Source organism: Actinokineospora alba (assembly GCF_004362515.1).
Classification (GTDB): Bacteria; Actinomycetota; Actinomycetes; order Mycobacteriales; family Pseudonocardiaceae; genus Actinokineospora; species Actinokineospora alba.
The window spans coordinates 4,556,727-4,577,333 of record NZ_SNXU01000001.1 but is presented as its reverse complement, the minus strand read 5'-3'; the positions used below and the strand labels follow the sequence as shown (position 1 = coordinate 4,577,333).

14 protein-coding genes are annotated in these 20,607 nt (G+C 69.1%); 8 read left to right on the top strand and 6 right to left on the bottom strand.

Going from position 1 to position 20,607, the window contains the following annotated elements; genetic code table 11:
• Positions 1–19: 19 nt before the first annotated feature.
• On the bottom strand, positions 20–2,536 hold the full coding sequence (locus C8E96_RS21155) for a PEP/pyruvate-binding domain-containing protein (protein ID WP_091375163.1): 2,517 nt from the start codon (positions 2,534–2,536) through the stop codon (positions 20–22).
• Positions 2,533–3,483, bottom strand: coding sequence for a DUF7064 domain-containing protein (locus C8E96_RS21150; protein ID WP_091375160.1), 951 nt, complete (start codon positions 3,481–3,483; stop codon positions 2,533–2,535). Before C8E96_RS21150 ends, C8E96_RS21155 begins: the two co-directional genes overlap by 4 nt.
• Positions 3,484–3,567: 84 nt before the next feature.
• On the opposite strand from C8E96_RS21150, the gene C8E96_RS21145 reads away from it, so the two are divergent.
• The gene (locus tag C8E96_RS21145; protein ID WP_091375157.1) at positions 3,568–4,560 is read left to right on the top strand and encodes a hypothetical protein; all 993 of its coding nucleotides are present in this window, start codon (positions 3,568–3,570) and stop codon (positions 4,558–4,560) included.
• Between the two features lie 27 nt (positions 4,561–4,587).
• Here the strand turns inward: C8E96_RS21145 and C8E96_RS21140 are convergent, their stop codons facing one another.
• Complete coding sequence (locus C8E96_RS21140) at positions 4,588–5,082, bottom strand: hypothetical protein (protein ID WP_091375154.1); 495 nt, start codon at positions 5,080–5,082, stop codon at positions 4,588–4,590.
• On the bottom strand, positions 5,082–5,375 hold the full coding sequence (locus C8E96_RS21135) for a hypothetical protein (protein ID WP_091375151.1): 294 nt from the start codon (positions 5,373–5,375) through the stop codon (positions 5,082–5,084). Before C8E96_RS21135 ends, C8E96_RS21140 begins: the two co-directional genes overlap by 1 nt.
• A 99-nt stretch (positions 5,376–5,474) precedes the next feature.
• Here C8E96_RS21135 and C8E96_RS21130 point away from each other — a divergent pair, with 99 nt between their 5' ends.
• The 7 genes from C8E96_RS21130 (at position 5,475) to C8E96_RS21100 (ending at position 16,421) form a co-directional block, all read left to right on the top strand.
• Positions 5,475–6,533, top strand: a complete 1,059-nt coding sequence (locus tag C8E96_RS21130; protein ID WP_228769902.1) for a helix-turn-helix transcriptional regulator — start codon at positions 5,475–5,477, stop codon at positions 6,531–6,533.
• Between the two features lie 212 nt (positions 6,534–6,745).
• Positions 6,746–8,659, top strand: coding sequence for a proprotein convertase P-domain-containing protein (locus C8E96_RS21125; protein ID WP_091375149.1), 1,914 nt, complete (start codon positions 6,746–6,748; stop codon positions 8,657–8,659).
• A gap of 132 nt (positions 8,660–8,791) precedes the next feature.
• Entirely contained in the window at positions 8,792–9,235 is a 444-nt protein-coding gene (locus C8E96_RS21120) for a helix-turn-helix transcriptional regulator (RefSeq protein ID WP_091375664.1), read from the top strand.
• A 10-nt stretch (positions 9,236–9,245) separates the two neighbouring features.
• Positions 9,246–9,656 (top strand): VOC family protein, encoded by a 411-nt coding sequence (locus C8E96_RS21115; protein WP_091375146.1) that lies wholly within the window; start codon positions 9,246–9,248, stop codon positions 9,654–9,656.
• Between the two features lie 46 nt (positions 9,657–9,702).
• Positions 9,703–12,087 (top strand): ATP-binding cassette domain-containing protein, encoded by a 2,385-nt coding sequence (locus C8E96_RS21110; RefSeq protein ID WP_091375144.1) that lies wholly within the window; start codon positions 9,703–9,705, stop codon positions 12,085–12,087.
• Between the two features lie 376 nt (positions 12,088–12,463).
• On the top strand, positions 12,464–14,596 hold the full coding sequence (locus C8E96_RS21105; RefSeq protein WP_228769901.1) for an immune inhibitor A: 2,133 nt from the start codon (positions 12,464–12,466) through the stop codon (positions 14,594–14,596).
• A gap of 232 nt (positions 14,597–14,828) precedes the next feature.
• Complete coding sequence (locus C8E96_RS21100; RefSeq protein WP_166658067.1) at positions 14,829–16,421, top strand: alpha/beta hydrolase; 1,593 nt, start codon at positions 14,829–14,831, stop codon at positions 16,419–16,421.
• A 913-nt stretch (positions 16,422–17,334) separates the two neighbouring features.
• On the opposite strand, the gene C8E96_RS21095 is transcribed toward C8E96_RS21100, so the two are convergent.
• Positions 17,335–18,306: a phosphotransferase enzyme family protein gene (locus C8E96_RS21095; RefSeq protein WP_091375142.1), complete on the bottom strand. Its 972-nt coding sequence runs from the start codon at positions 18,304–18,306 to the stop codon at positions 17,335–17,337.
• Entirely contained in the window at positions 18,303–20,564 is a 2,262-nt protein-coding gene (gene secD / locus C8E96_RS21090; protein ID WP_228769900.1) for a protein translocase subunit SecD, read from the bottom strand. Before secD ends, C8E96_RS21095 begins: the two co-directional genes overlap by 4 nt.
• Positions 20,565–20,607: the final 43 nt, after the last annotated feature.

The following is a 20,607-nucleotide window of genomic DNA, read 5'->3' as shown; positions in this document are numbered from 1 at the left end:
GCCCCGCGCCGCCACCGCCCTACGGCAGCACTCGGACTGCCCCTGCCGAGCCGTCGACTTCGACGATGCTGCCGGATTCGAGCTTGTCCACCGCGTCCTTGACGCCGGTCACCGTCGGGATGCCGTACTCCCTGGCGAGGATCGCGCCGTGGCTGAGCACCCCGCCGGTCTCGGTGACGAGCCCGGCGATCAGCGGGAACACGCTGGTCCACCCGGGGTCGATGTTGTTCGCGACCAGGATGTCGCCCGGCTTGACGGTGGCCAGGTCGGCCAGGCTGGTGACCGCCCTGGCCGGTCCCTTCGCGACCCCGCGTGACGCGCCGAGCCCGCGCAGGCCGTCGCCGCCGGCGTCGGTCGGCTGGTCGACCTCGCCCTCGGTCTCGACGTCGTCGAACAGGAACGTCGCCGGGCGGCGGTCCTTGTGCACCTGGTGGTGGCGCCGCCGCTCGGCGAGCAGCGCCGAGACGTCCGCGGCCTCGACGATCTCGTCCACTGTCTCGTCAATGAGGCGGAAGAACTCCTCACCGGTGAGGTAGAAGACGTCGAACGGCTCGGTCAGGATGCCCCGTTCGGTGAGCCTGCGGCCCTGTTCCAACACCAACAGCCGGATGTGCGACGTCAGGTAGTCGAGGTGGTAGCGCTGGTTCTCCCGGTAACTGGTGAACAGCTGCGTCCGCGCGCTCACCTTGCGCAGCAACGACTTGCGCAAGGCACGCCCGGCTCGCTGCTGTGCCGTGGCGAGCGCCTGCTCCTGTCGCTGCTTGGCCCGCGCCGAGGTCCGGCGCGGGTCCTCCGGGAACGGGTCGCAGCGCAACTGGGCCTGGACGAACCCGAGCACCAGGTCCGGCGACTCGTTCCATCGGAGCGCGGAGATCTCGCGGCTCGACGACCGGTGCCCGTGCCTGGTGAGGAAGGCGTCGAATGCGGACCAGAACTCGGTCGCGCCAACGGTTTTCTCCCGGGAGGCGGGGTAGGTGGTGTCGCCGCGCAGGACCTCGGTGAGGTGTCCGTCGCCGGAGGCAAGTCTTGCCAGGTCCCAGATCTCGCGGTTGAGCTCCGCGGTCCTGGTGTCCGAGAGGCCGCCGATGATCGCCTGGTAAAGCTCTCCGTGCTCGTCGCCGGCCCACTTGCGGAGCAGCGTCTCCAGCACGCCGTGCAGCATCGGGTTGTACTGGCCCATTCCCCAGCGCACCACCCGGAAGTGGTTGAGCCCCAACTCGTTGACCTCGTCGTACTGGCGCCGCCACTCCCGCGCGGTGAGCGCGGTGTAGTCCTGGCCGAGCAACGGGACGATGGTGGTGTCGATGGTCTCGCAGTGCGTGCGCAACGCCTCCGGATTCTTCCCCATCGAGCCGCGGCCCCGGTCGCGGTAAGGCGCGAGCATGGCGTTGGCCAACATCATCGGCTTGAACGGCTGGGCGTCGATCTTCTGCCGCCACAACGGGGTGTACCACTCGCTGGCGGCGTTGGCGCGCAGCGAGACAGGGAACGCCGCCAGCATCCGCATCAGGTAGTCACCACTGAAGTACGCATAGCCGTTGTGGGTGCGCAATGCTTTGCGTCGCAGCAAATCGGGTCGCTTCTGCAGTCGCGCCATCTCGATGACGAAACCGTCCTCGATCCACTTCACCAGCAGGTCGATCGACAGCGGCAGCGCGTACTCCGAGAGGTACTCGTCGCCGAAGCGCCTGCTCCAGACGTTGTCCGGGGTCGCACTCGGCAGGCCGGTGATGGGCCGGTCCTGCAGCGCGTAGACCCGGCCGTCCTCGATGGCCCACTCCAGGTCGCGGCGCGAACCGATGGCCGACTCGACCTGGGTCGCCATGGCGTACAGCCCCGCCACGTCGTCATCGCTGAGACAACGCGCTGTCTGTCGGTCGGCGTCGACCTCCCGCTCGCCGTCCCAGGTGAGCTCCACCTGCTTGGCTCCGATGTGGACGGTGCGGATCGCGCCGGTGGCGCGGTCGAGCACGAACTGGTCCGGGTCGGCCTTGCCGGACACCACCGACTCGCCGAGACCCCACGACGCGTCGATCACGATGTCGGGCGCGAACGGCTTGCGCGGGTCGGTGGTCAGCAGCACGCCCGCGGTCGTCGGCGCGAGCAGCCGCTGCAGGACCAAAGCGATTCCGCCACCGCCGTCGATGCCCTTGCCGTCGCGGTACACCTTGGCCCGGTCGTCGTCGAGCGCCTGCCAGCACTCGCGGATCGCGGCGCTCAGCGCGTCGTAGGAGTCGACTCCGAGGACGGTCTGATAGACGCCCGCGAACGATGCCTCCGCCAAGTCCTCGGCGACAGCGGAGCTGCGCACCGCCCAGCGCGATCCTGGGTGCGCCTCGCTCGCCTCCTCCCACCAGTCGACGAGCAGGCCGTCGAACAGCGCCGCGCGGGCCTCGGGGTTGCGGGAGACCGACGCGGGGATGACCCACGCCTCGGGCACGTCGAGGCGCGCACACAGCAGCCGGACGAGTCCGGCGCCCTTGCCGCCGATCCGAGCGGGGTCGATCGGGGTCGATGCGGAGAGTCTCTCGATCACGCGCGCCTCCCGCGCACGGCCAGGGCCAGGACCGGGGCGAGCTGCCCAAGCCGCGCCACCGACCTGACCAGTCCCGCGTGCCAGGCGTGTTCCATGACGCCGATGCCGCGCAGCGGCGCCCCGTCGACGACGACGCCGAACGACGCGTGCGTTTCCTGGATGAACAGGCCCTTCTTGACCAGCGGCACCTGCGCGAGGGCCGCGGCGGTCACCCGGTAGGTCTCCCCTTCGGTGTCGGTGAAGTCGATGCGAGCCCCCACCGGCACGTGTTTCCTGCGGCTCCACTGGTAGTCGACCGTGGCGCGCACGAGCGCGCGGTTGACGCCGTCGCGGTGGACGAAGCCGTTGTGGACGGGCTTGCCGTCGACGACCCCGATGGTGACGTTGAAGGCGAATCCGGCGCCGAACTGGGCGGAAATCCATTCCCAGCCGCGGATTCCGGCCCAGTTCCGCACGCCCCAGGACTTGTCCCGGTGGCCGAACCCGGAGATCTCGCGGTCCACTCCGTTGTGGGAGAACGTGCCGGAGACCTTGCCCGCCTGCTCGAAGTGCTCCGCGGCGACGTCGCCGAGCTGCCCGCCCTGATGGAAGTCATGGACCGGTGTGGTCGCCTCCCAGGCGAGGTCGACCTTGGCTCCGGCGTCGAGGGTGATGTCCCACCGGCGTTGCGGCTCCCGCATGGTGAAGGCGAGTCCGCCCGCGCGCAGGCCGGTCCGCGCGCTCTGGCCCGGGGCGGCCTTGACGCCGATCGCCGGGTACACGTACTCGACCTTTCCGTCGCGCATGGTGATCAACACGCCGTCGGCGCGGGTGCCGCGGTCGTGGAACCCGATGCGGGCCAAGCCGAACGAACCGCCGTCGAGATCGGCCCAGTTGAAGTAGTAACTCTCCTGCCAATGGGCCGCTGAGCCTGGAACGTGGAGTTCCTCGTCCTGCGCGCTGATCACTACTGCTCCCTCACATAGTTGACACGTGCCAACTATGACCGTGAAACTTGACATGTGTCAACTAACCCATGATCGGGGTGGCTCATGCGTCGATACCTGTTGATGTCCTGCGTTGTCGCCAGTTGCGCCCTCAGCGGCGTACGACCCGCGACGGCCGCTCCGCAACCCCCGGCGATCACGGTCGCCACCGCGTCGGACAACGTCGCACATCCGGGGTCGGCGACCGAGTGGTGGTACGTGAGCGTGATCGACCCGGCGACGGGTGCGACGTTCATCGCGCAGCAGTTCACCGCCCCGTTGCCGGTGACCAACAGCTTCTTCTACGCCGAGTCGGGCGCCAAGGCGCATATGACCTCGTCCACGACGCAGCCGGTCACGACCAGCGCGCCCTCGGTCTGCAGCAACGCGATGTGCCTGTCATACGACGCCATGCGGCGTGCCTACCATCTCGTCTACGCCGCCAACGGTGTCACCGCCGACCTCTGGCTCGACACCATCCGACCCGGTATCACCACCAAGAAGCCGCTGGCCTACGACGACCAGGAGATGTTCTGGACCGTGCCCGTCGCCACCAGCACGGTGTCGGGCTGGGCGTGGCCGGTAGGAGCGCCCGCGCCGATCTCGGTCGACGGCTGGCGCGGCTACCACGACCACGACTGGGGCTCATTCGACCTCGGCGACCAGCGGTACACCGGGTGGGAATGGGGCATCTCGCACCACCCCGACGGATCCGCGCAGCTGATGGGCGGCGTCATCGGCGGCGACGGACGGTGGCAGGGGGTGATGGCGAAGGTGACGCCGACCGCGACCACGTTCTGCCAGAGCGACAGCAGCGTGGATCCGACCGCTCTCACGCTGAGCGCGTACAGCACGCACCACGGATTCGACTACCCGGAAACCGTGCGAACCAAGTGCTCCGACGGCACCCCCGCCGCCGGGCCGTTCACCTTCGCCGCCACGGATCCGTACCTGGTGAACGAAATCGTCTTCGCGTTCACCGAGTCCGTGGGACACACCGTGCCGGGGTCGGTTGCCCTGATCGAGCACTTCCGCACCGCGAGCCACTCCGGCACCTGACCTCGCCGTGCGAGTGGCGGTCATCGGTCAGTCCACGGTGCCGTAGGTCTGTTCGATGTGGACTTGGACGTCGACCAGTGAGCCGGTCTCGTCGTAGGCCAGGTGGACGGCGAGCCGGATCGGGGACGGCGGGTGGGTCGGCGGGCCGGGCGGCAGCAGGCTGAACGTCGCGGGCAACGGCGCCGGGCGGGTGGGCGGGCCCGGTGGGAGCGTCGCGGTGCCGGTGTCCGCGCCGGTGACCACGTAGTGGGTGCCGCTCTGGCCGGTGCCGGTCGTGTGGTCGACGTTGGTGCGCCAGGTCAGGGTCCAGCCCGTTTGGTCGGAGCCAGTGAGGCGAGCGACCAGATGCAGGGTGCCCGCGATGTCGACGGTGTCGTCGGCGGCGAAGGTGGTGCAGGCGAAGACGATCTGACGACTCTCGGTGGAGGTGTCGGCGCTCGCCGCTCCGGCGCCGACAAAGATCAGCGCGAAGCAGGCGCAGGTCGCCAGGATCTTCGAGGGAGCGCGTGGGCGGCGGTTCATCACGATGTCCTCCGGTCGGCGGGTTCGAGGATCTTGGTCTGCGGTGTCCCGATCAGCGCCGGGGCGTTCTCGCGGGAGGGCCAGACCTGTTCCTGCAGGAACCGGAGGAACTTCTGGGCCTCACCGGTCGTGTCGAAGTCGAGGTCGATGACGACGTACGCGGGATCGTCGACCGGCCGCTGGACGCGGTGCGCGCGCACTCCGGCCCGCGCGCGGAACTCGGCGAACCGGTCGAACGCGGCGGTCCACTGGGCGAAGTCGGCGATGGCGTGTTCGATGTGCAGTGTGGGCATGAGAACTCCTTGTCAGGTTTGCCTTTGCCCTGACGCTAGGAGCGCTGGCGAACAGCGCCCATCCCAGATCCCTGGGGTCTTGCGGCATAGACTCCGCGGGTGAGCAGCTCACCGGCCCAGGACCGGGCCCGGGCGCGCGTCGGGCGGATCTGCGACGCCGTCGGCGACGCGCAGGCGCTGCGGACGCGGCTGCTCGAGGAGCTTCGCCGAGTGGTCCCGTTCGACGCCCACGCCTGGCTGCTGACCGACCCCGAGACGTCGGTGGGATCGGCGCCGGTCGCCCAGGTCCCGTGTCTGCCGGAGCTGCCCAGGCTGATCCGGCTCAAGTACCTCACCGACGTGAATCGCTGGACCACGATCGGCGAGGTCGCCCTGCTGCGCGAAGCGACCGGCGGCGACCTGTCGCGGAGCCTGCTGTGGCGGGAACTGCTCGCCGACTACGACGTCAGCGACGTGGCGTCGCTGGTGTTCGTCGACCGATACGGCTGCTGGGGTTTCCTCGACCTGTGGCGCATGGGCGCCGACGCGCGGTTCAGCCGGGCCGAGGCCAGGTTCCTGGCCGCGATCGTGGATCCGGTGACGGCGGCGCTGCGCCGCTGCCAGGCCGACACCTTCGTCGAGCGTCCCGCCCGCGCCGCGCACCCGCTCGGTCCGGTGGTGCTGTTGCTCTCCCCCGATTTGGCGGTGCTCGGCCAGACACCGGAAACCGAGGGATACCTGCGGACGCTCATCCCGCCCGAGCACGGACGGGCACCCATCCCGGCGAGCGCGTACAACGTGGGCGCGCAGCTGCTGGCCGTCGAGGCCGGTGTCGATCAGAACCCACCGACCGCGCGGGTGCACCTCGCGGACGGGCTGTGGGTGACGTTGCGGGCGGCCCGGCTCGGCGGTGCCGAAGCCGCCGACAAGCGGGACATCGCCGTCAGCATCGAGGAGACGTCAGCCGCCGAGCGGGTGACGCTGTTCGGCCGGGCGTTCGGCCTCAGCGCGCGCGAGCGGGAGTTGCTCGGCCACCTGACCACCGGAACCGACACCCGCGAACTCGCGCGCCGGATGTTCCTCTCCGAGCACACCGTGCAGGACCACCTGAAGTCGATCTTCACGAAGACGTCGACCCGCAACCGCCGGACCTTGCTGACGCGGGCATTGGGCACCTGACCGTACAACCCACTGAGCCGAACGGCCCAGTGCCGCTGAACTGGGAAAACGTCAGGTCCCGCAATCCTTGACCGACACATAGTCGGATGCGAATGTGCTCACGCGTCCGGCGTGATCCGACCTGCCCGGATCCGCCCGCTTCAGTCCCGAGGCGGCCCCGGGTTGCCGTACGCGCGAACGATTCCTCTCCCCTGCTGCTCTCCGGAGGACTCATGAAACGCAGACTCTTCTCGATCGGGGCCGTCTTGGCCCTGGCCGCGGGCGCGGTCGCCGTCGTCATCGCGGCGCCGAGCGCGGTCGCCGCACAGGCCGCCGCGCCCGACATCAACGTGGCGAACGTGCAGGCGCACCTGACCCAGTTCAACACGATCGCCACGCAGAACGGCGGACACCGGCGCGCGGGCAGCGCGGGTTACACCGCGTCGGTCAACTATGTGAAGGGCAAGCTGGAGGCCGCCGGGTACACCGTCACCCTGCAGGACTGCACGACCTGCACCTACCGGTCGAACAACCTGATCGCGGACTGGCCGGGTGGGCCCGCAGACGACGTGATCATGTTCGGCGCCCACCTCGACGGCGTCTCGGCCGGACCGGGCATCAACGACAACGCCTCCGGTTCGGCGGCGCTGCTGGAGAACGCGCTGGCGCTGGCGGCGGCCAACCCGACGATGGTCAAGCACGTCCGGTTCGGCTGGTGGACCGACGAGGAGCAGGGCCTCAACGGCTCGGAGTTCTACGTCAACAACCTGACCGCGACCCAGAAGTCCGCGATCAAGGGGTACTACAACTTCGACATGGTCGCGTCGACCAACGGCGGCTACTTCATCAACCGGATCACCTCCACCACGGCGGCCCCGCTCAAGGCGTACTGGGATTCGCTGAACCTGGCGCCGGAGGAGAACGTCGAGGGCCAGGGCCGCTCCGACGACTACTCGTTCCAGCAGGGCGGCATCCCGACCTCGGGCTACGCGACCGGTGCCAGCGCGAACAAGACCTCCGCGCAGGCCACCAAGTGGGGCGGTACCGCGGGCGCCGACTACGACCCCTGCTACCACGCCTCGTGCGACAACACGAACAACATCAGCGCCACCCACCTGAACCGCAGCGCCGACGGCATCGCGCACGCGGTGTGGACGGCCGTCGGAACCGGTGTCCCGGGATCGCCGACGGTGGCCAACCCCGGCAGCAAGACCGGAACCGTCGGCACCGCGGCGAGCCTGCAGCTGTCGGCCTCCGGCGGCACGGCGCCGTACACCTGGTCGGCGACCGGCCTGCCCACCGGACTGTCGGTCAGCACGTCCGGGCTGATCTCGGGCACGCCGAGCGCGGTGGGCACCTACAACGTGACCGCGACGGCGACCGACTCGGCGGGCAAGACCGGCAGCGCCACCTTCACCTGGACGATCAGCACCGCGCCCCCGCCCGGATGCTCCGGCACCAACGGCACGGACGTCGCGATCCCCGACAACACCACCGTGAACTCCACCATCACCATCGCGGGCTGCACCGGCACCGCGTCGGCGACGTCCACGGTGGAAGTCCACATCAGGCACACCTACATCGGCGACCTGGTGGTCTCCCTGGTCGCGCCGGACGGGACCGCCTACGTCCTGCACAACAAGACCGGCAGCGGCACCGACAACCTCGACAAGACCTACACCGTCAACGTCTCCAGCGAGACCGCGAACGGCACCTGGACGCTCCGGGTCCAGGACGTGGCGTCCAACGACATCGGCACCATCGACACGTGGACGCTGAACCTCGGTGGCACCACGCCGCCTCCCGGCTGCGCCGGAACCAACGGCAACGACATCGCGATCCCCGACAACACCACGGTGAACTCGACCATCGCGATCTCGGGCTGCACCGGCACCGCCTCGGCCACGTCCAAGGCGGAGGTCCACATCAAGCACACCTACATCAGCGACCTCGTGGTCTCCCTGGTCGCGCCCGACGGCACCGCCTACGTCCTGCACAACAAGACCGGCAGCGGCACCGACAACATCGACCAGACCTACACCGTCAACCTCTCCAGCGAGACCCGCAACGGCACCTGGACCCTGCGCGTGCAGGACACCGCCAGCCAGGACGTCGGCACCATCGATACCTGGACCCTCACCCTGTAACGCTCCATAGTGGACTGACTATGGCCCCGGCACTCACGCCGGGGCCATGGTCATTGGGTGCGACCACGGGTGCGAACCCTGTTCAAGCCGATCAGGCAGCAGGCGAGCCGTCCTCTGTGGCACGATCCGAAGGTGACCAGCAGACCCGACGAGGCGCAGCGGCTCAGTGATCTCGTGCGGCTGCGGCGCGTCCGTGACCGGATCGATCGGGAGTACGCGCGGCCGCTGGACGTCGAGGCGCTCGCCCGGGGTGCGCACATGTCCGCCGGGCACCTCAGCCGGGAGTTCCGGCGGGCCTACGGCGAGTCGCCGTACGGCTACCTCATGACGCGGCGGATCGAGCGGGCGATGGCTTTGCTGCGGGTGGGCGAACTCAGCGTCACCGAGGTCTGCTTCGCGGTCGGCTGCTCGTCGCTGGGCACCTTCAGCACCCGGTTCGCCGAGCTGGTCGGGATGCCGCCCAGCGTGTACAAGCGCGAGGCGGCGCGGGCGACGGCCGGGCTGCCGTCATGCGTGGCGAAACAGGTGACCCGACCGATCAGGAATCGAGAAGCGCCCGCTTCGAGCCTCACCTAGCGTTACCGCCATGGACATCACCATTCACACCACCGTTCTCCCCCACGACGACCCGGAGGCCTCCGTGGCCTTCTACCGCGACACGCTCGGCTTCGAGGTCCGCACCGACGTCGGCCAGGGCAAGATGCGCTGGATCACGGTCGGGCCCGCCGACCAGCCCGGCACCTCCATCCTGCTGGCGCCGCCCGCCGCCGACCCGGGCATCACCGACGACGAGCGCCGCACCATCGCCGAGATGATGGCCAAGGGCACCTACGGGTGGATCCTGCTGGCCACCAAGGACCTCGACGGCACCTTCGAGCAGCTGCAGTCCGGTGACGCCGAAGTCGTGCAGGAGCCGACCGAACAGCCGTACGGTGTTCGTGACTGCGCCTTCCGCGACCCCGCGGGCAACCTGGTCCGCATCCAAGAACTGCGCTGAAACCGGCGGCGGGCGACCCCGCTTCACAGATGGAGACACGAGAACAATGGCCCCGAGGTCGGACACCAAGTCGCCCGCGCCGCACGCCGCCGACAGCCACGACCTGATCCGCGTGCAGGGCGCGCGGGTCAACAACCTCAAGGACGTCAGCGTCGAACTGCCGAAGCGCAGGCTGACGGTGTTCACCGGCGTCTCCGGCTCCGGCAAGAGCTCGCTGGTGTTCGCCACGATCGCCGCGGAGTCGCAGCGGATGATCAACGAGACCTACAGCGCCTTCGTGCAGGGCTTCATGCCGACGCTGAACCGGCCGGAGGTCGACGTCCTCGAAGGACTGACCACCGCGATCATCATCGACCAGGAGCGGATGGGCGCCAACGCCCGCTCCACGGTCGGCACGGTCACCGACGCCAACGCGATGCTGCGCATCCTGTTCAGCAGGCTCGGGAAGCCCTACATCGGCCCGCCCGGCGCGTTCGCGTTCAACGTCCCCTCGGTGCGGGCGAGCGGCGCCATCACCGTCGAGCGCGGTGGCAAGACCAAGGCCGAGAAGGCGACGTTCAACCGGCTCGGCGGCATGTGCCCGCGCTGCGAGGGCATGGGCAACGTGACCGACTTCGACCTGTCGCAGCTCTATGACGACAGCAAGTCGCTCAACGAGGGCGCGCTGACGATCCCGGGCTACAGCATGGACGGCTGGTTCGGCCGCATCTTCCGCGGCTGCGGGTTCTTCGACCCGGACAAGCCGATCCGCAAGTACAACAAGCGCGAACTGCACGACCTTCTCTACAAGGAACCGACCAAGATCAAGGTCGAGGGAATCAACCTGACGTATGAGGGGCTGATCCCGAAGATCCAGAAGTCGTTCCTGTCCAAGGACGTCGACGCGCTGCAGTCGCACATCCGCGCCTTCGTGGACCGGGCCGTCACCTTCACCGTCTGCCCCGAGTGCGAGGGCACCCGGCTCAGCGCGGAGGCCCGGTCGTCGAAGATCGACGGCATCAACATCGCCGACGCCTGCTCGATGCAGATCAGCGACCTCGCCGACTGGGTCCGCGGCCTGAAGGAACCGACGGTGGCGCCGCTGCTGGCGGCGCTGCAGCACTCCCTGGACTCGTTCGCGGAGATCGGGTTGGGCTACCTGTCGCTCAACCGGCCCTCGGGCACCCTGTCGGGCGGCGAGGCGCAGCGGACCAAGATGATCCGCCACCTCGGCTCCTCGCTCACCGACGTCACCTACGTCTTCGACGAGCCGACCATCGGCCTGCACCCGCATGACATCGCGCGGATGAACGACCTGCTGCTTCAGCTGCGGGACAAGGGCAACACGGTGCTGATGGTGGAGCACAAGCCGGAGGCGATCGCGATCGCCGACCACGTGGTCGACCTCGGTCCCGGCGCGGGCACGGCGGGCGGCGCCGTCTGTTTCGAGGGGACGGTCGACGGGCTGCGGGCCAGCGACACCATCACCGGGCGCCACCTCGACGACCGGGCGGCCCTGAAGTCCTCGGTGCGGACACCGTCGGGCGCCTTGGAGATCCGTGGTGCCGACACCAACAACCTCCAGGACGTCGACGTCGACATCCCGCTGGGCGTGCTGGTCGTGGTGACCGGTGTGGCCGGGTCGGGCAAGAGTTCGCTGATCCAGGGCTCCGTCGTGGGGCAAGAGGGCGTGGTGTCGGTCGACCAAGGCGCGATCCGCGGCTCGCGGCGGAGCAACCCGGCGACGTACACCGGCCTGCTCGAACCGATCCGCAAGGCGTTCGCCAAGGCCAACGGGGTGAAGCCGGCGCTGTTCAGCGCCAACTCCGAGGGCGCCTGCCCCACCTGCAACGGCGCCGGTGTCATCTACACCGACCTGGCGATGATGGCGGGCGTCGCCACCACCTGTGAGGACTGCGAGGGCAAGCGGTTCCAGGCCTCCGTGCTGGAGTACCACCTGGGCGGGCGCAACATCGCCGAGGTGCTCGCGATGTCGGTGACCGAGGCCGAGGAGTTCTTCGGCGCAGGTGAGGCGCGCACCCCTGCCGCGCACGCCATCCTCGACCGGCTCGCCGACGTCGGGCTCGGCTACCTCAGCCTCGGCCAGCCGCTCACCACGCTGTCCGGCGGCGAGCGGCAGCGGATCAAGCTGGCCACCCGGATGGCGGAGAAGGGCGGCGTCTACGTCCTCGACGAGCCGACCACCGGCCTGCACCTCGCCGACGTCGAGAACCTGCTCGGCCTGCTCGACCGGCTGGTCGACTCCGGCAAGTCCGTCATCGTCATCGAGCACCACCAGGCGGTCATGGCGCACGCCGACTGGATCATCGACCTGGGCCCCGGCGCGGGCCACGACGGCGGCAAGATCGTCTTCCAGGGCCCGCCCGCCGATCTCGTCGCCGCCAAGTCCACCATCACCGGCGAGCACCTCGCGGCGTACGTCGCGGGCTGACCTTTCGCGACACCACCGGCCTGCCCTCCCACCAGGAGGGCAGGCCGGTTTGGCATGACTGAGCCATTGGCCGCGATGGGCCACCAAATCGGCATTCCGGGTGTTTGAATACCCGCCCAATGGCACTGCTCACACCAAAGAAAGGTGCACGCTCGATCGAATAGTCGTTTGATCCGGCCATAGGCGGCCGGTATTCGGCATGCGCCCGCGCGATTTCAGCTCGTATTCCCCCAGCATGTCGATCACGTCGCCCGCGGGCCCGATCACCTCGGCTTCGACCGTCCGACCGCGTCCTGCACCGCGGCCGGATCGGTGTTCGTCTCAACCAGGTGGTCCCCCCTGCATCCGGTGGCGAAATGCCACGGGAAGGTTCCCCATGTCTGCCAAATCCCTGCGTTATACCGTGGCGGCTTTAGCGGCCGCGGCTTTCGTCGCCGTAGTCAGTCCCTTCTCCCCCGCATCCGCCCAATTCCCCGCGTCCTGTGAGGACGGTGGCCACGCCCATCCCGACAGCAAGCGGGCGCCCGGTTGTGTCACCGCGTCCGTGCGCCTCGACCGACTGCCCGCGAAAGGCGAGTCGGCGACCCTGACGATCACCCTGCGGAGCCAGTTGGCGATCGACGCGGCCCGGCTGCAGGTGCGGCTGCCGCGCCACCTGCGGCTCGACACCGCGGGCACCTCGATCTCCGCGCCGCGTCCGGTCGGGCTGGACCAGGTCGCCGAAGAGAGGTTCGCCCTCACCACCGAGGGCCGCACCATCACCCTCAAGGTCACCGCACTGGGCGCGGGCCCCGCGCAGATCCAGGCCGATGTGGTCGACACCGCCGACCCCAGCCGGGCGCGCTCCGCGCACGGTTCGACGGAGTTCACCGTCGGCGAGCGCCCCGGCGGCTCCCGGGCCGGGGTCGGGGGAACCGACAGCCCGGCCGTCGAGGCCGCCGCTGTGCAGCCGACCGCCAACGGGACGGCCACAGCGGTCGCCCCGGCGCAGACCGGCTCGGTGTCCGCGGCGGGGCAGATCTGCGCCACCGGCCAGTTCACCTACGCCGACAACACCGGCACTTGGCGCGTCGGCCGCAACGTCCCGGTGGCGGTGCTCGGCAAGGCCACGTCGTCGGCGAGCACCCAGACCTACGCGACCGGTCTGACCAGCGCCACCGATGGCCGGTATTCCGTGTGCTTCACCTCGCCGGTCACCACGATGTACTCGGTGTCGGTCCGGTTCAGCTCCGCGTCCAGCGTCTGGCAGGTCACCGACAACCGGGGCGTGAGCACCTACACAGTCACCACCGCCGCGAAGACCAACGTGCCGTCGGGGACCAACCCGGCGTTCGGCACCACCTCGCCGACGAGCACCCACATGCGGGGCTGGCACGCCTTCGACACGCTGAACCTGCTGTGGGCGATCCGGTCGTCCGGCACCGGCTGCTGGACCGCGCGGGAGACCGCCAACTGCACCAAGCTCACGCTGCACTGGCAGCCGGGCAGCACCGACGGCACCTACTTCGATAACGACAAGCCTTACGGGCAGCGGTATGTCGCGCTGATGGACGGCGACCCGAACTCCGAGCACCTGGTGCTGCACGAGGCGGGCCACGCGTTCATGGACCTGCTCTACGGCGGCTGGTGGCCGGTGTTCGACTGCCCGGACCCGCACTACCTGCACAAGCGCAGCGGACCGAGCTGCGGCTGGACCGAGGGCTTCGCCAACGCGATCGCCGGGCACGCCAAGGGCGACGGCCTGTTCGTCTTCCCCGAGGGCGAGTCCGTCGACCTGATGAACACCACCCCGTTCGACCCGAGCAGGCCCGCGAGCCGGACCAACCCCGAGGACGGCGACCAGGTCGAGCTGCGGGTGGCGGGCGCGCTGATCGACCTGTGGCGCAAGGTGGACGGCGGCCCGGCGGGCACGTTCGACAACATGCGCCGCTACGGCTCCACCACGTTTCGCGAGTGGTTCAACGACGACCGGCCGCTGACCGGACTGGACGTCTCCGCGACCGCCCGGAACGTGGTGTACACGCACACGATCGACTACCGCGGCACCACCCCGCCGCCCACCGGCGGCGTGGCGAACGGCGGCTTCGAGAGTGGCACCGCGAACTGGACGATCACCGGCGGGGTCGTGGGCAACTGGGCGACCTACCCGGCCCAGCAGGGTTCCTGGTACGCGTGGATGGGCGGCAACGGCCAGGCCAACACCGACACGCTGTCCCAGCAGGTCACCATCCCGGCCGGGACGTCCACGCTCGGCTACCACCTGCGGGTCGTGACCGCCGAGACCGGTTCGACCGTCTACGACACGCTCAAGGTCCAGGTCGTCGACGGCTCGACCACCACGACCCTGGGCACGTGGTCCAACACCAACGCGGGCAGCTCCTATGTGCACCGCACGGCCAGTCTCTCCCAGTGGCAGGGGAAGACGGTCACGCTGAAGTTCGTCAGCGTCGAGGACTACTCGCTGCGGACCGACTTCCTGATCGACACGGTGGGGATCACCACGTCCTGAGGCGGGCCCCGGGTGGGCGGCGCCCGCCGCCCACCCGGGGTATAAGCCTCCACAGTGGAGCGCACTGTCCGCCTCCCTCGCGCGTCCGAACGGTCCACGACAGCAGGTCGAATTTCACGCTGTGGCACCGAAACAGTCATCTGGACGGTTCTCCTGGGGTGCCGAACCGTGCAGTATCAGGCGATTCCGCGGTAACCCATCATCGGATGATTACGGAACACAAGGGGTATCAGTGAAGAAGATCGTGGCGATCGCCGCCGCGGCGGGCGCGGTCGCGGCCGGGGTGTCCGTGACACCCATGGCGCAGGCCGCTCCCGCGCAGGTGGCCTACGAGCCCGCGCCGATCGCGTGGGGCAAGTGCGAACGGCCGGGACTGGCCTCCCGCGGCGCCGAGTGCGGCTTACTCGAAGTGCCGCTGGACTACACGAAACCGACCGGCACGAAGATCAAGCTGGCGGTCTCCCGGATCAAGGCCAAGGCGTCCGCCGAGCGGTACCAGGGCGTCATGCTGGTCAATCCGGGCGGGCCGGGCGGGTCCGGACTGGGCCTGTCGGTGCTCGGCGAGTACGTGCCGAAGGGCGCGGGACTGACCTACGACTGGATCGGCTTCGACCCGCGCGGCGTCGGCTCCAGCGAGCCGTCGCTGTCGTGCGACAGCGGCGTCATGGGGTACAACCGGCCGTACTACGTTCCGGTGACCAGGCAGTTGGAACAGACCTGGCTCGACCGGTCGAAGGCCTACGCCCAGGCGTGCGCGGCCAAGGGCGGGGACCTGTTGTCCCACTTGAAGACGACCGACACGACCGCCGACATGGACGTGCTGCGCAAGGCGCTGGGCCAGGAGAAAATCAACTTCTACGGCTTCTCCTACGGCACGTACCTCGGTCAGGTCTACAGCACGCTCTACCCGGAACGGGTGCGCCGGATGGTGCTCGACGGCAACGTCGACCCGCGCAATGTCTGGTATAAGGCCAATCTGAACCAGGACCTCGCGTTCGACCGAAACATCAAGATCTACTTCGACTGGATCGCCAAGCACGACGCGGTGTACCACCTGGGCACCGACGGCCGCACCATCGAACGGAACTTCTACGCGCAGCAGCAGAAGCTGCGCAAGACCCCGGCGGGCGGCGTGATCGGCCCGGACGAACTGGTCGACGTGTTCCTCGGCGCGACCTATTCGACCTACGGCTGGGCGGACATCGCCGCCGCGTACGCGGCCTGGGTCAACGGCGGGGACTTCGCGGGCCTCAAGGCGCGCTATGACGACATCAACAGCCAGGAACCGGGTTCGGACAACGGTTTCGCTGTGTACCTGGGCGTGCAGTGCACCGACGTCCAGTGGCCGACGGACTGGAACCGGTGGCGGCTGGACAACTGGATCACCCACTTCAAGGCGCCGTTCACCACCTGGGGCAACGCCTGGTACAACGCACCCTGTGTGTACTGGGGTGCGAAAGCGGGCAAGCCAGTCAAGGTCGACGGCTCGAAGGCGCCGCCGATCCTGCTGACCAGCGAGACCTTGGACGCTCCCACACCGTTCGAGGGCAGCCTTGAGGTGCGCAGCCGGTTCCCGAAGTCGGCGCTGATCGAGATCGTCGGCGGCACCACCCACAGCGGAACGCTCAACGGCAACGCGTGTGTCGATGACCAGATCGCCGACTACCTGGCCACGGGCAAGCTTCCCGCACGCAAGGACGGCCGCCAGCCCGACACCAAGTGCGACGCACTCCCCCAGCCCACCCCGGGCCAGACCGCCCGAACACTGGGCGACGACCAGTCCCGCGCAGACCTGCGCCGAGTGATCACCGGCGGGCGCGGCTGATTTGGCGAGGGACCGGGGTGGACACGGTTTGCCCACCCCGGTCCCTTCGCGGTCGACGTCCTATCCATCAAGCGCTTCACATGGGCGAGCCAGAAGACGCACGAGGCTCGGCCGGCGCTGCATCCCTACACCTCCAACCGAGGCCGCCTTCAGGGACAGCGCTTCACCCCCACACCCCGAACAGGCCACCACCAGGGACAGCCCTTCTCCCTGACCTCCGGACGTGCAAACCTTCAGGGACGGCTTTGGTCCTTAAGCTCCGAATGTGGGTCACCTTCGGGAATGCCCTCGCCCTTGCACCTCCGAACGCGGTCACCTTCAGGGACAGCTCTTGGTCCTTAAGCTCCGAACGCGGGTCACCTTCAGGGACAGCTCTTGGTCCTTGATCTCCGGACGTGGTCACTTTCGGGGACGGCTCCTCACCCCTGCACTTCCCCCTTGCCCCTCGTCCTGGCCGCTTTTAATTCTCGATCATCGGTGTCAAGGGTCGGCTTGCCGATCGCGCAGCGACGGCGCTTGCGCCGCCCTTGACAGCGATGATCGAGAATTAAACAATCGAGCCAGAGGGGCCCACCCCACTTCTCTTTGGTACCAACAAGAACAGTCCCCCTCGGCCACAATTGTTTAACTCTCGATCATCGGCGTCAAGGGCGGCGCAAGCGCCGTCGCTGCGCGATCGGCAAGCCGACCCTTGACACCGATGATCGAGAGTTAAAGATGGCCAGGACGAGGGGGCAGGGGGTAGAGCAGGGATTAAAAGCATTCCCAATGCCCACTCGTCCAGTGCACCCCCCTATCCCTTCGGGTTTCCTCATCCGAGGTGGGGCTGTTGGGGGTGGAGTCGTGTCTGTGCCGCTTGTTTGGAGGCGGGCGGGTGTTGATGGGGTGGAGTGAGTGGTGGCGCTGCCTTGGGCTAGCGGACGGTCCTGGTCACGGCCAGGACCTCAGCCAGCTGTCCTGGCGTCGGCAGAATGCGCAACGCCTCCTCTAACTCCCGCTCTGCCCACTCGCGGTGTCGGGGTTGGGCTTCCGGGTCTCGCGCGATTGTTGCCTGTGCCAGCAGGAAGTTCAGCCTGGAAGCGACCAGCATCGAGAAGTCCGCCTGCTCGGTGACCCGACCCGGGCCGCCCTCCTCCACATACGCCTCATACATCGCACGCATGGCGGGCAGGTCGGGGGTTGGGTCGCTGAACCAGTCGAACAGGGCGCGGGCCAGCTCTCGGCTTGGGTTGGCGGGGCCTAGGTTGTCCCAGTCGACGACCACCAGTGCGCCCGCCGGGTCAGCCAGGACGTTCTCCGGGTGTAGGTCGCGGTGGCAGACGATCAGTTCGTCGGCGGGCGTGACCGCCGCGCAGAGTTCGGGCAGGGTGGAGAGACGATCCGCGAGTCGTGCGGCCCAGGACGCCTCCGGTTCGGCCGCTTCCGTCCAGCGGTGGGCGGCGGGAACCGTGTCATACCAACGGTCTGGCGCTCCCCCGCCGGGTTCGGCCACCGCGCCGGGAGCGCAGCTGTGGAGGCGGGCGAGCAGGGTCCCGACGTCTCGCGGGGTGGCTTGCGCGGTGAGGTCGAGCGGTCGCAGGTCGACCCAGTCGTAGAGACGGAACCAGCCACCGCCGGGGGCCGTCAGCAGGTGGTGGCCCGTGCGGTCGGGGTGGCTCATGGGGAAGCGGACACCCGCTTCCGCCGCCCGGTGCGTGAACGCCAACTCCGCCTCGATCAACGCCTCCGATGGCGGTTCGGCAAAGATCTCCTTGAGCGCGTACCGCTCCGACCCGACGTCGAGGCGCCAGATCTGGCCCAGGGCGCCTCTCGGGCCCGGCGACACCTCGATGTCCACTTGCCAGCCGAAAGCGTCGCGGACGGTGGCGATCAGGTCCGGCGTCATACGACCGCTCCGTCGTTCTCCCGGGTCCGGGTTCGTGCGGGTGGGCGGGTGCGTCCGGCGCCGGGGCTGCGGCGGTCGAGCAGGATGGCCACCGGGCCCGCTGTGGCCACCGTGGAAATGGTGCCGGTGATCAGGCCCAGCAGCAACGCGAGGGCGAAGTCGGCCAGTGAGCCGTCACCGAGAACCAGCAAGGCGCCGAGGACGAACAGGACTCCGATGCCGGTGTTGACCGTGCGAGGCAACGTTTGCAGGACGGCCGAGCCCATGACGCGGGCGAACGGGGCGCGCTGGTCTCGTTGTCGCAGTTCGCGGACGCGGTCGAAGACGACGACGGAGTCGTTGACCGAGTAGCCGATGACGGTGAGCAGCGCCGCCAGGAACACGCCGTCGTAGGTCTTGCCCAGCCAGGCGAAGATCCCAAGCACCAGCAACACGTCCTGCGCCAGCGCGACCACCGTGGCCACCCCGAGGCGCCAGTCGAAGCGGATGGCGAGGTACGCGAGTTGGGCGAGGACGGCGAGACCCAGGGCGATCAACGCGTTGGTGCGCAGTTCGGCGCCCAGGCTGGGGCCGATCTTCTCGTCGCGCACCTGGGTGGCGTCCCCGGCGACGGCGGCGACAGCGGCGCGGATGCGGTCGGTGTCGGCTTGCTCCACGGGTTCGGTGCGGACCGACATGGTGTCCTCGCCCGAGGTCTGCACGACCGCGCGCGGGTAGCCGGCGTCGGTGACGGCGGCGCGCACCTTGTCGACGTCGACGCCGGTGGGCACCGAGTACTCGAGCACCCGGCCACCGGTGAACTCCACGCCCAGGTTCGGGCCCAGCACGACAAGCCCGGCCAGGGCCAGGACGACGGCGACCACGGCCCCCGTCAGCCAACGCTGAGGTCGGGCCAGGAATCCCGGGTCGCGCTGGTTGACCCAGCGCCGGACCCGGCCCTGATGCGTCAGGCCGCTCAGCCGGGGAACCTTGGCCAGTCCCGCTTTGGCCGCGAGGTGCAGCAGCACCCTGGTCAGCACCAGGGAGGTGAACATCGAGGCCAGCACACCGATGCTGAGCGTGACGCCGAACCCGCGGACCGGCCCGGAAGCCAACCAGAACAGCAACCCCGCGGCGAGCAGGGTGGTGACGTTGGAGTCGACGATCGCCGAGAGGGCGCCGCGGAACCCCCGGTCGATCGAGTGCGGAAGCCCGCCGCCAGGCTCCTCCCGGGCGCGTTCGAAGACCAGCACGGTGGCGTCGACCGCCATGCCGATGGCCAGCACGAAACCCGCCAGGCCGGGCAGCGTGAGCGTGGCGCCGACGGCGAGCAGCGCGGCGTAGGAAACCGCCGCGTAGCAACACAAGGCGATGACCGCGACCGCCCCCGCCAGCCAGTACACCGCGAGCAGGAACAGCGCGGTCAACGCCAGACCGATCAGCGCCGCGCGGGCGCTCGCGTCGATCGCCTCGGCGCCGAGGGTGGCGCCGACGGTGCGCTGCTCGATGATCTCGACCGGGACCGGCAGCGCGCCTGCGCTGATCAACAACGCCAGATCGGCGGCCTCGGCCTGGGAGAACTGCCCGGTGATCCGGGTGGAATCGCCGATCATCCCGACCTGGCACTTCACCGAGGGGTCGACCTGCGGGGAGGAGATGACCTTGTCGTCGAGCACGATGGCCACCCGGCGCGCCGGGTCCCCCGGCGACGCGCACGCCGCTTGCGCGGTCAGACGCTCCCATGCCTGGGCGGCGGTGCCGCGGAACTCGATGCCGACGAACCAGCCCGGCCCGGCCTGCGGGTCGCTCCCGCTCTGCGCCTTCTCGACGCCGTCGCCGCTGAACGCGGCCTGCCCCAACCGAAGCGTCTGCCCCGACTCATCGGGCAGGGCCCGGCTGCCGTCGGCCGCCTGGTCACCGAGCACCGGGTGGAAGGTGAGCTGGGCGGTCCGGCCGATCACCTCGACCGCCTCCTTCGGGTCCTGCAACCCCGGAAGTTCGATGATGATCCGGTTGTCGCCGGAGCGGGCCAGCATCGGCTCGGCCACGCCGAGCGCGTCCACCCGGCGGCGCAGCACCTCCAGGGTTCGGTCGGTGGCCTTGGCGTCGGCGACGGCGGTGGGCGAGTCGTGGGTTTCGAGGACGATCTGAGTGCCGCCCCGCAGGTCGAGACCCAGGCGGGGCGTGGTGGTCAACAGCAGGTACGCGGAAATGGCGAGGACGATCGCGGACAGCACGGCCCGACCGATCATGCCCCGCGACGCGAGTGAGCGCGGCACGGCGACTTCCTTCTTCAGGGAACAACCCGGCGGAACACGCGGG

Bases quoted from the DNA above. Each gene is read 5' to 3' on its own strand.
- C8E96_RS21140 (WP_091375154.1), bottom strand. From the start codon at position 5,082: ATGAACCGCCGCCCACGCGCTCCCTCGAAGATCCTGGCGACCTGCGCC.
- C8E96_RS21145 (WP_091375157.1), top strand. From the start codon at position 3,568: ATGCGTCGATACCTGTTGATGTCCTGCGTTGTCGCCAGTTGCGCCCTC.
- C8E96_RS21105 (WP_228769901.1), top strand. From the start codon at position 12,464: ATGTCTGCCAAATCCCTGCGTTATACCGTGGCGGCTTTAGCGGCCGCG.
- C8E96_RS21135 (WP_091375151.1), bottom strand. From the start codon at position 5,375: ATGCCCACACTGCACATCGAACACGCCATCGCCGACTTCGCCCAGTGG.
- C8E96_RS21125 (WP_091375149.1), top strand. From the start codon at position 6,746: ATGAAACGCAGACTCTTCTCGATCGGGGCCGTCTTGGCCCTGGCCGCG.
- C8E96_RS21110 (WP_091375144.1), top strand. From the start codon at position 9,703: ATGGCCCCGAGGTCGGACACCAAGTCGCCCGCGCCGCACGCCGCCGAC.
- C8E96_RS21095 (WP_091375142.1), bottom strand. From the start codon at position 18,306: ATGACGCCGGACCTGATCGCCACCGTCCGCGACGCTTTCGGCTGGCAA.
- C8E96_RS21115 (WP_091375146.1), top strand. From the start codon at position 9,246: ATGGACATCACCATTCACACCACCGTTCTCCCCCACGACGACCCGGAG.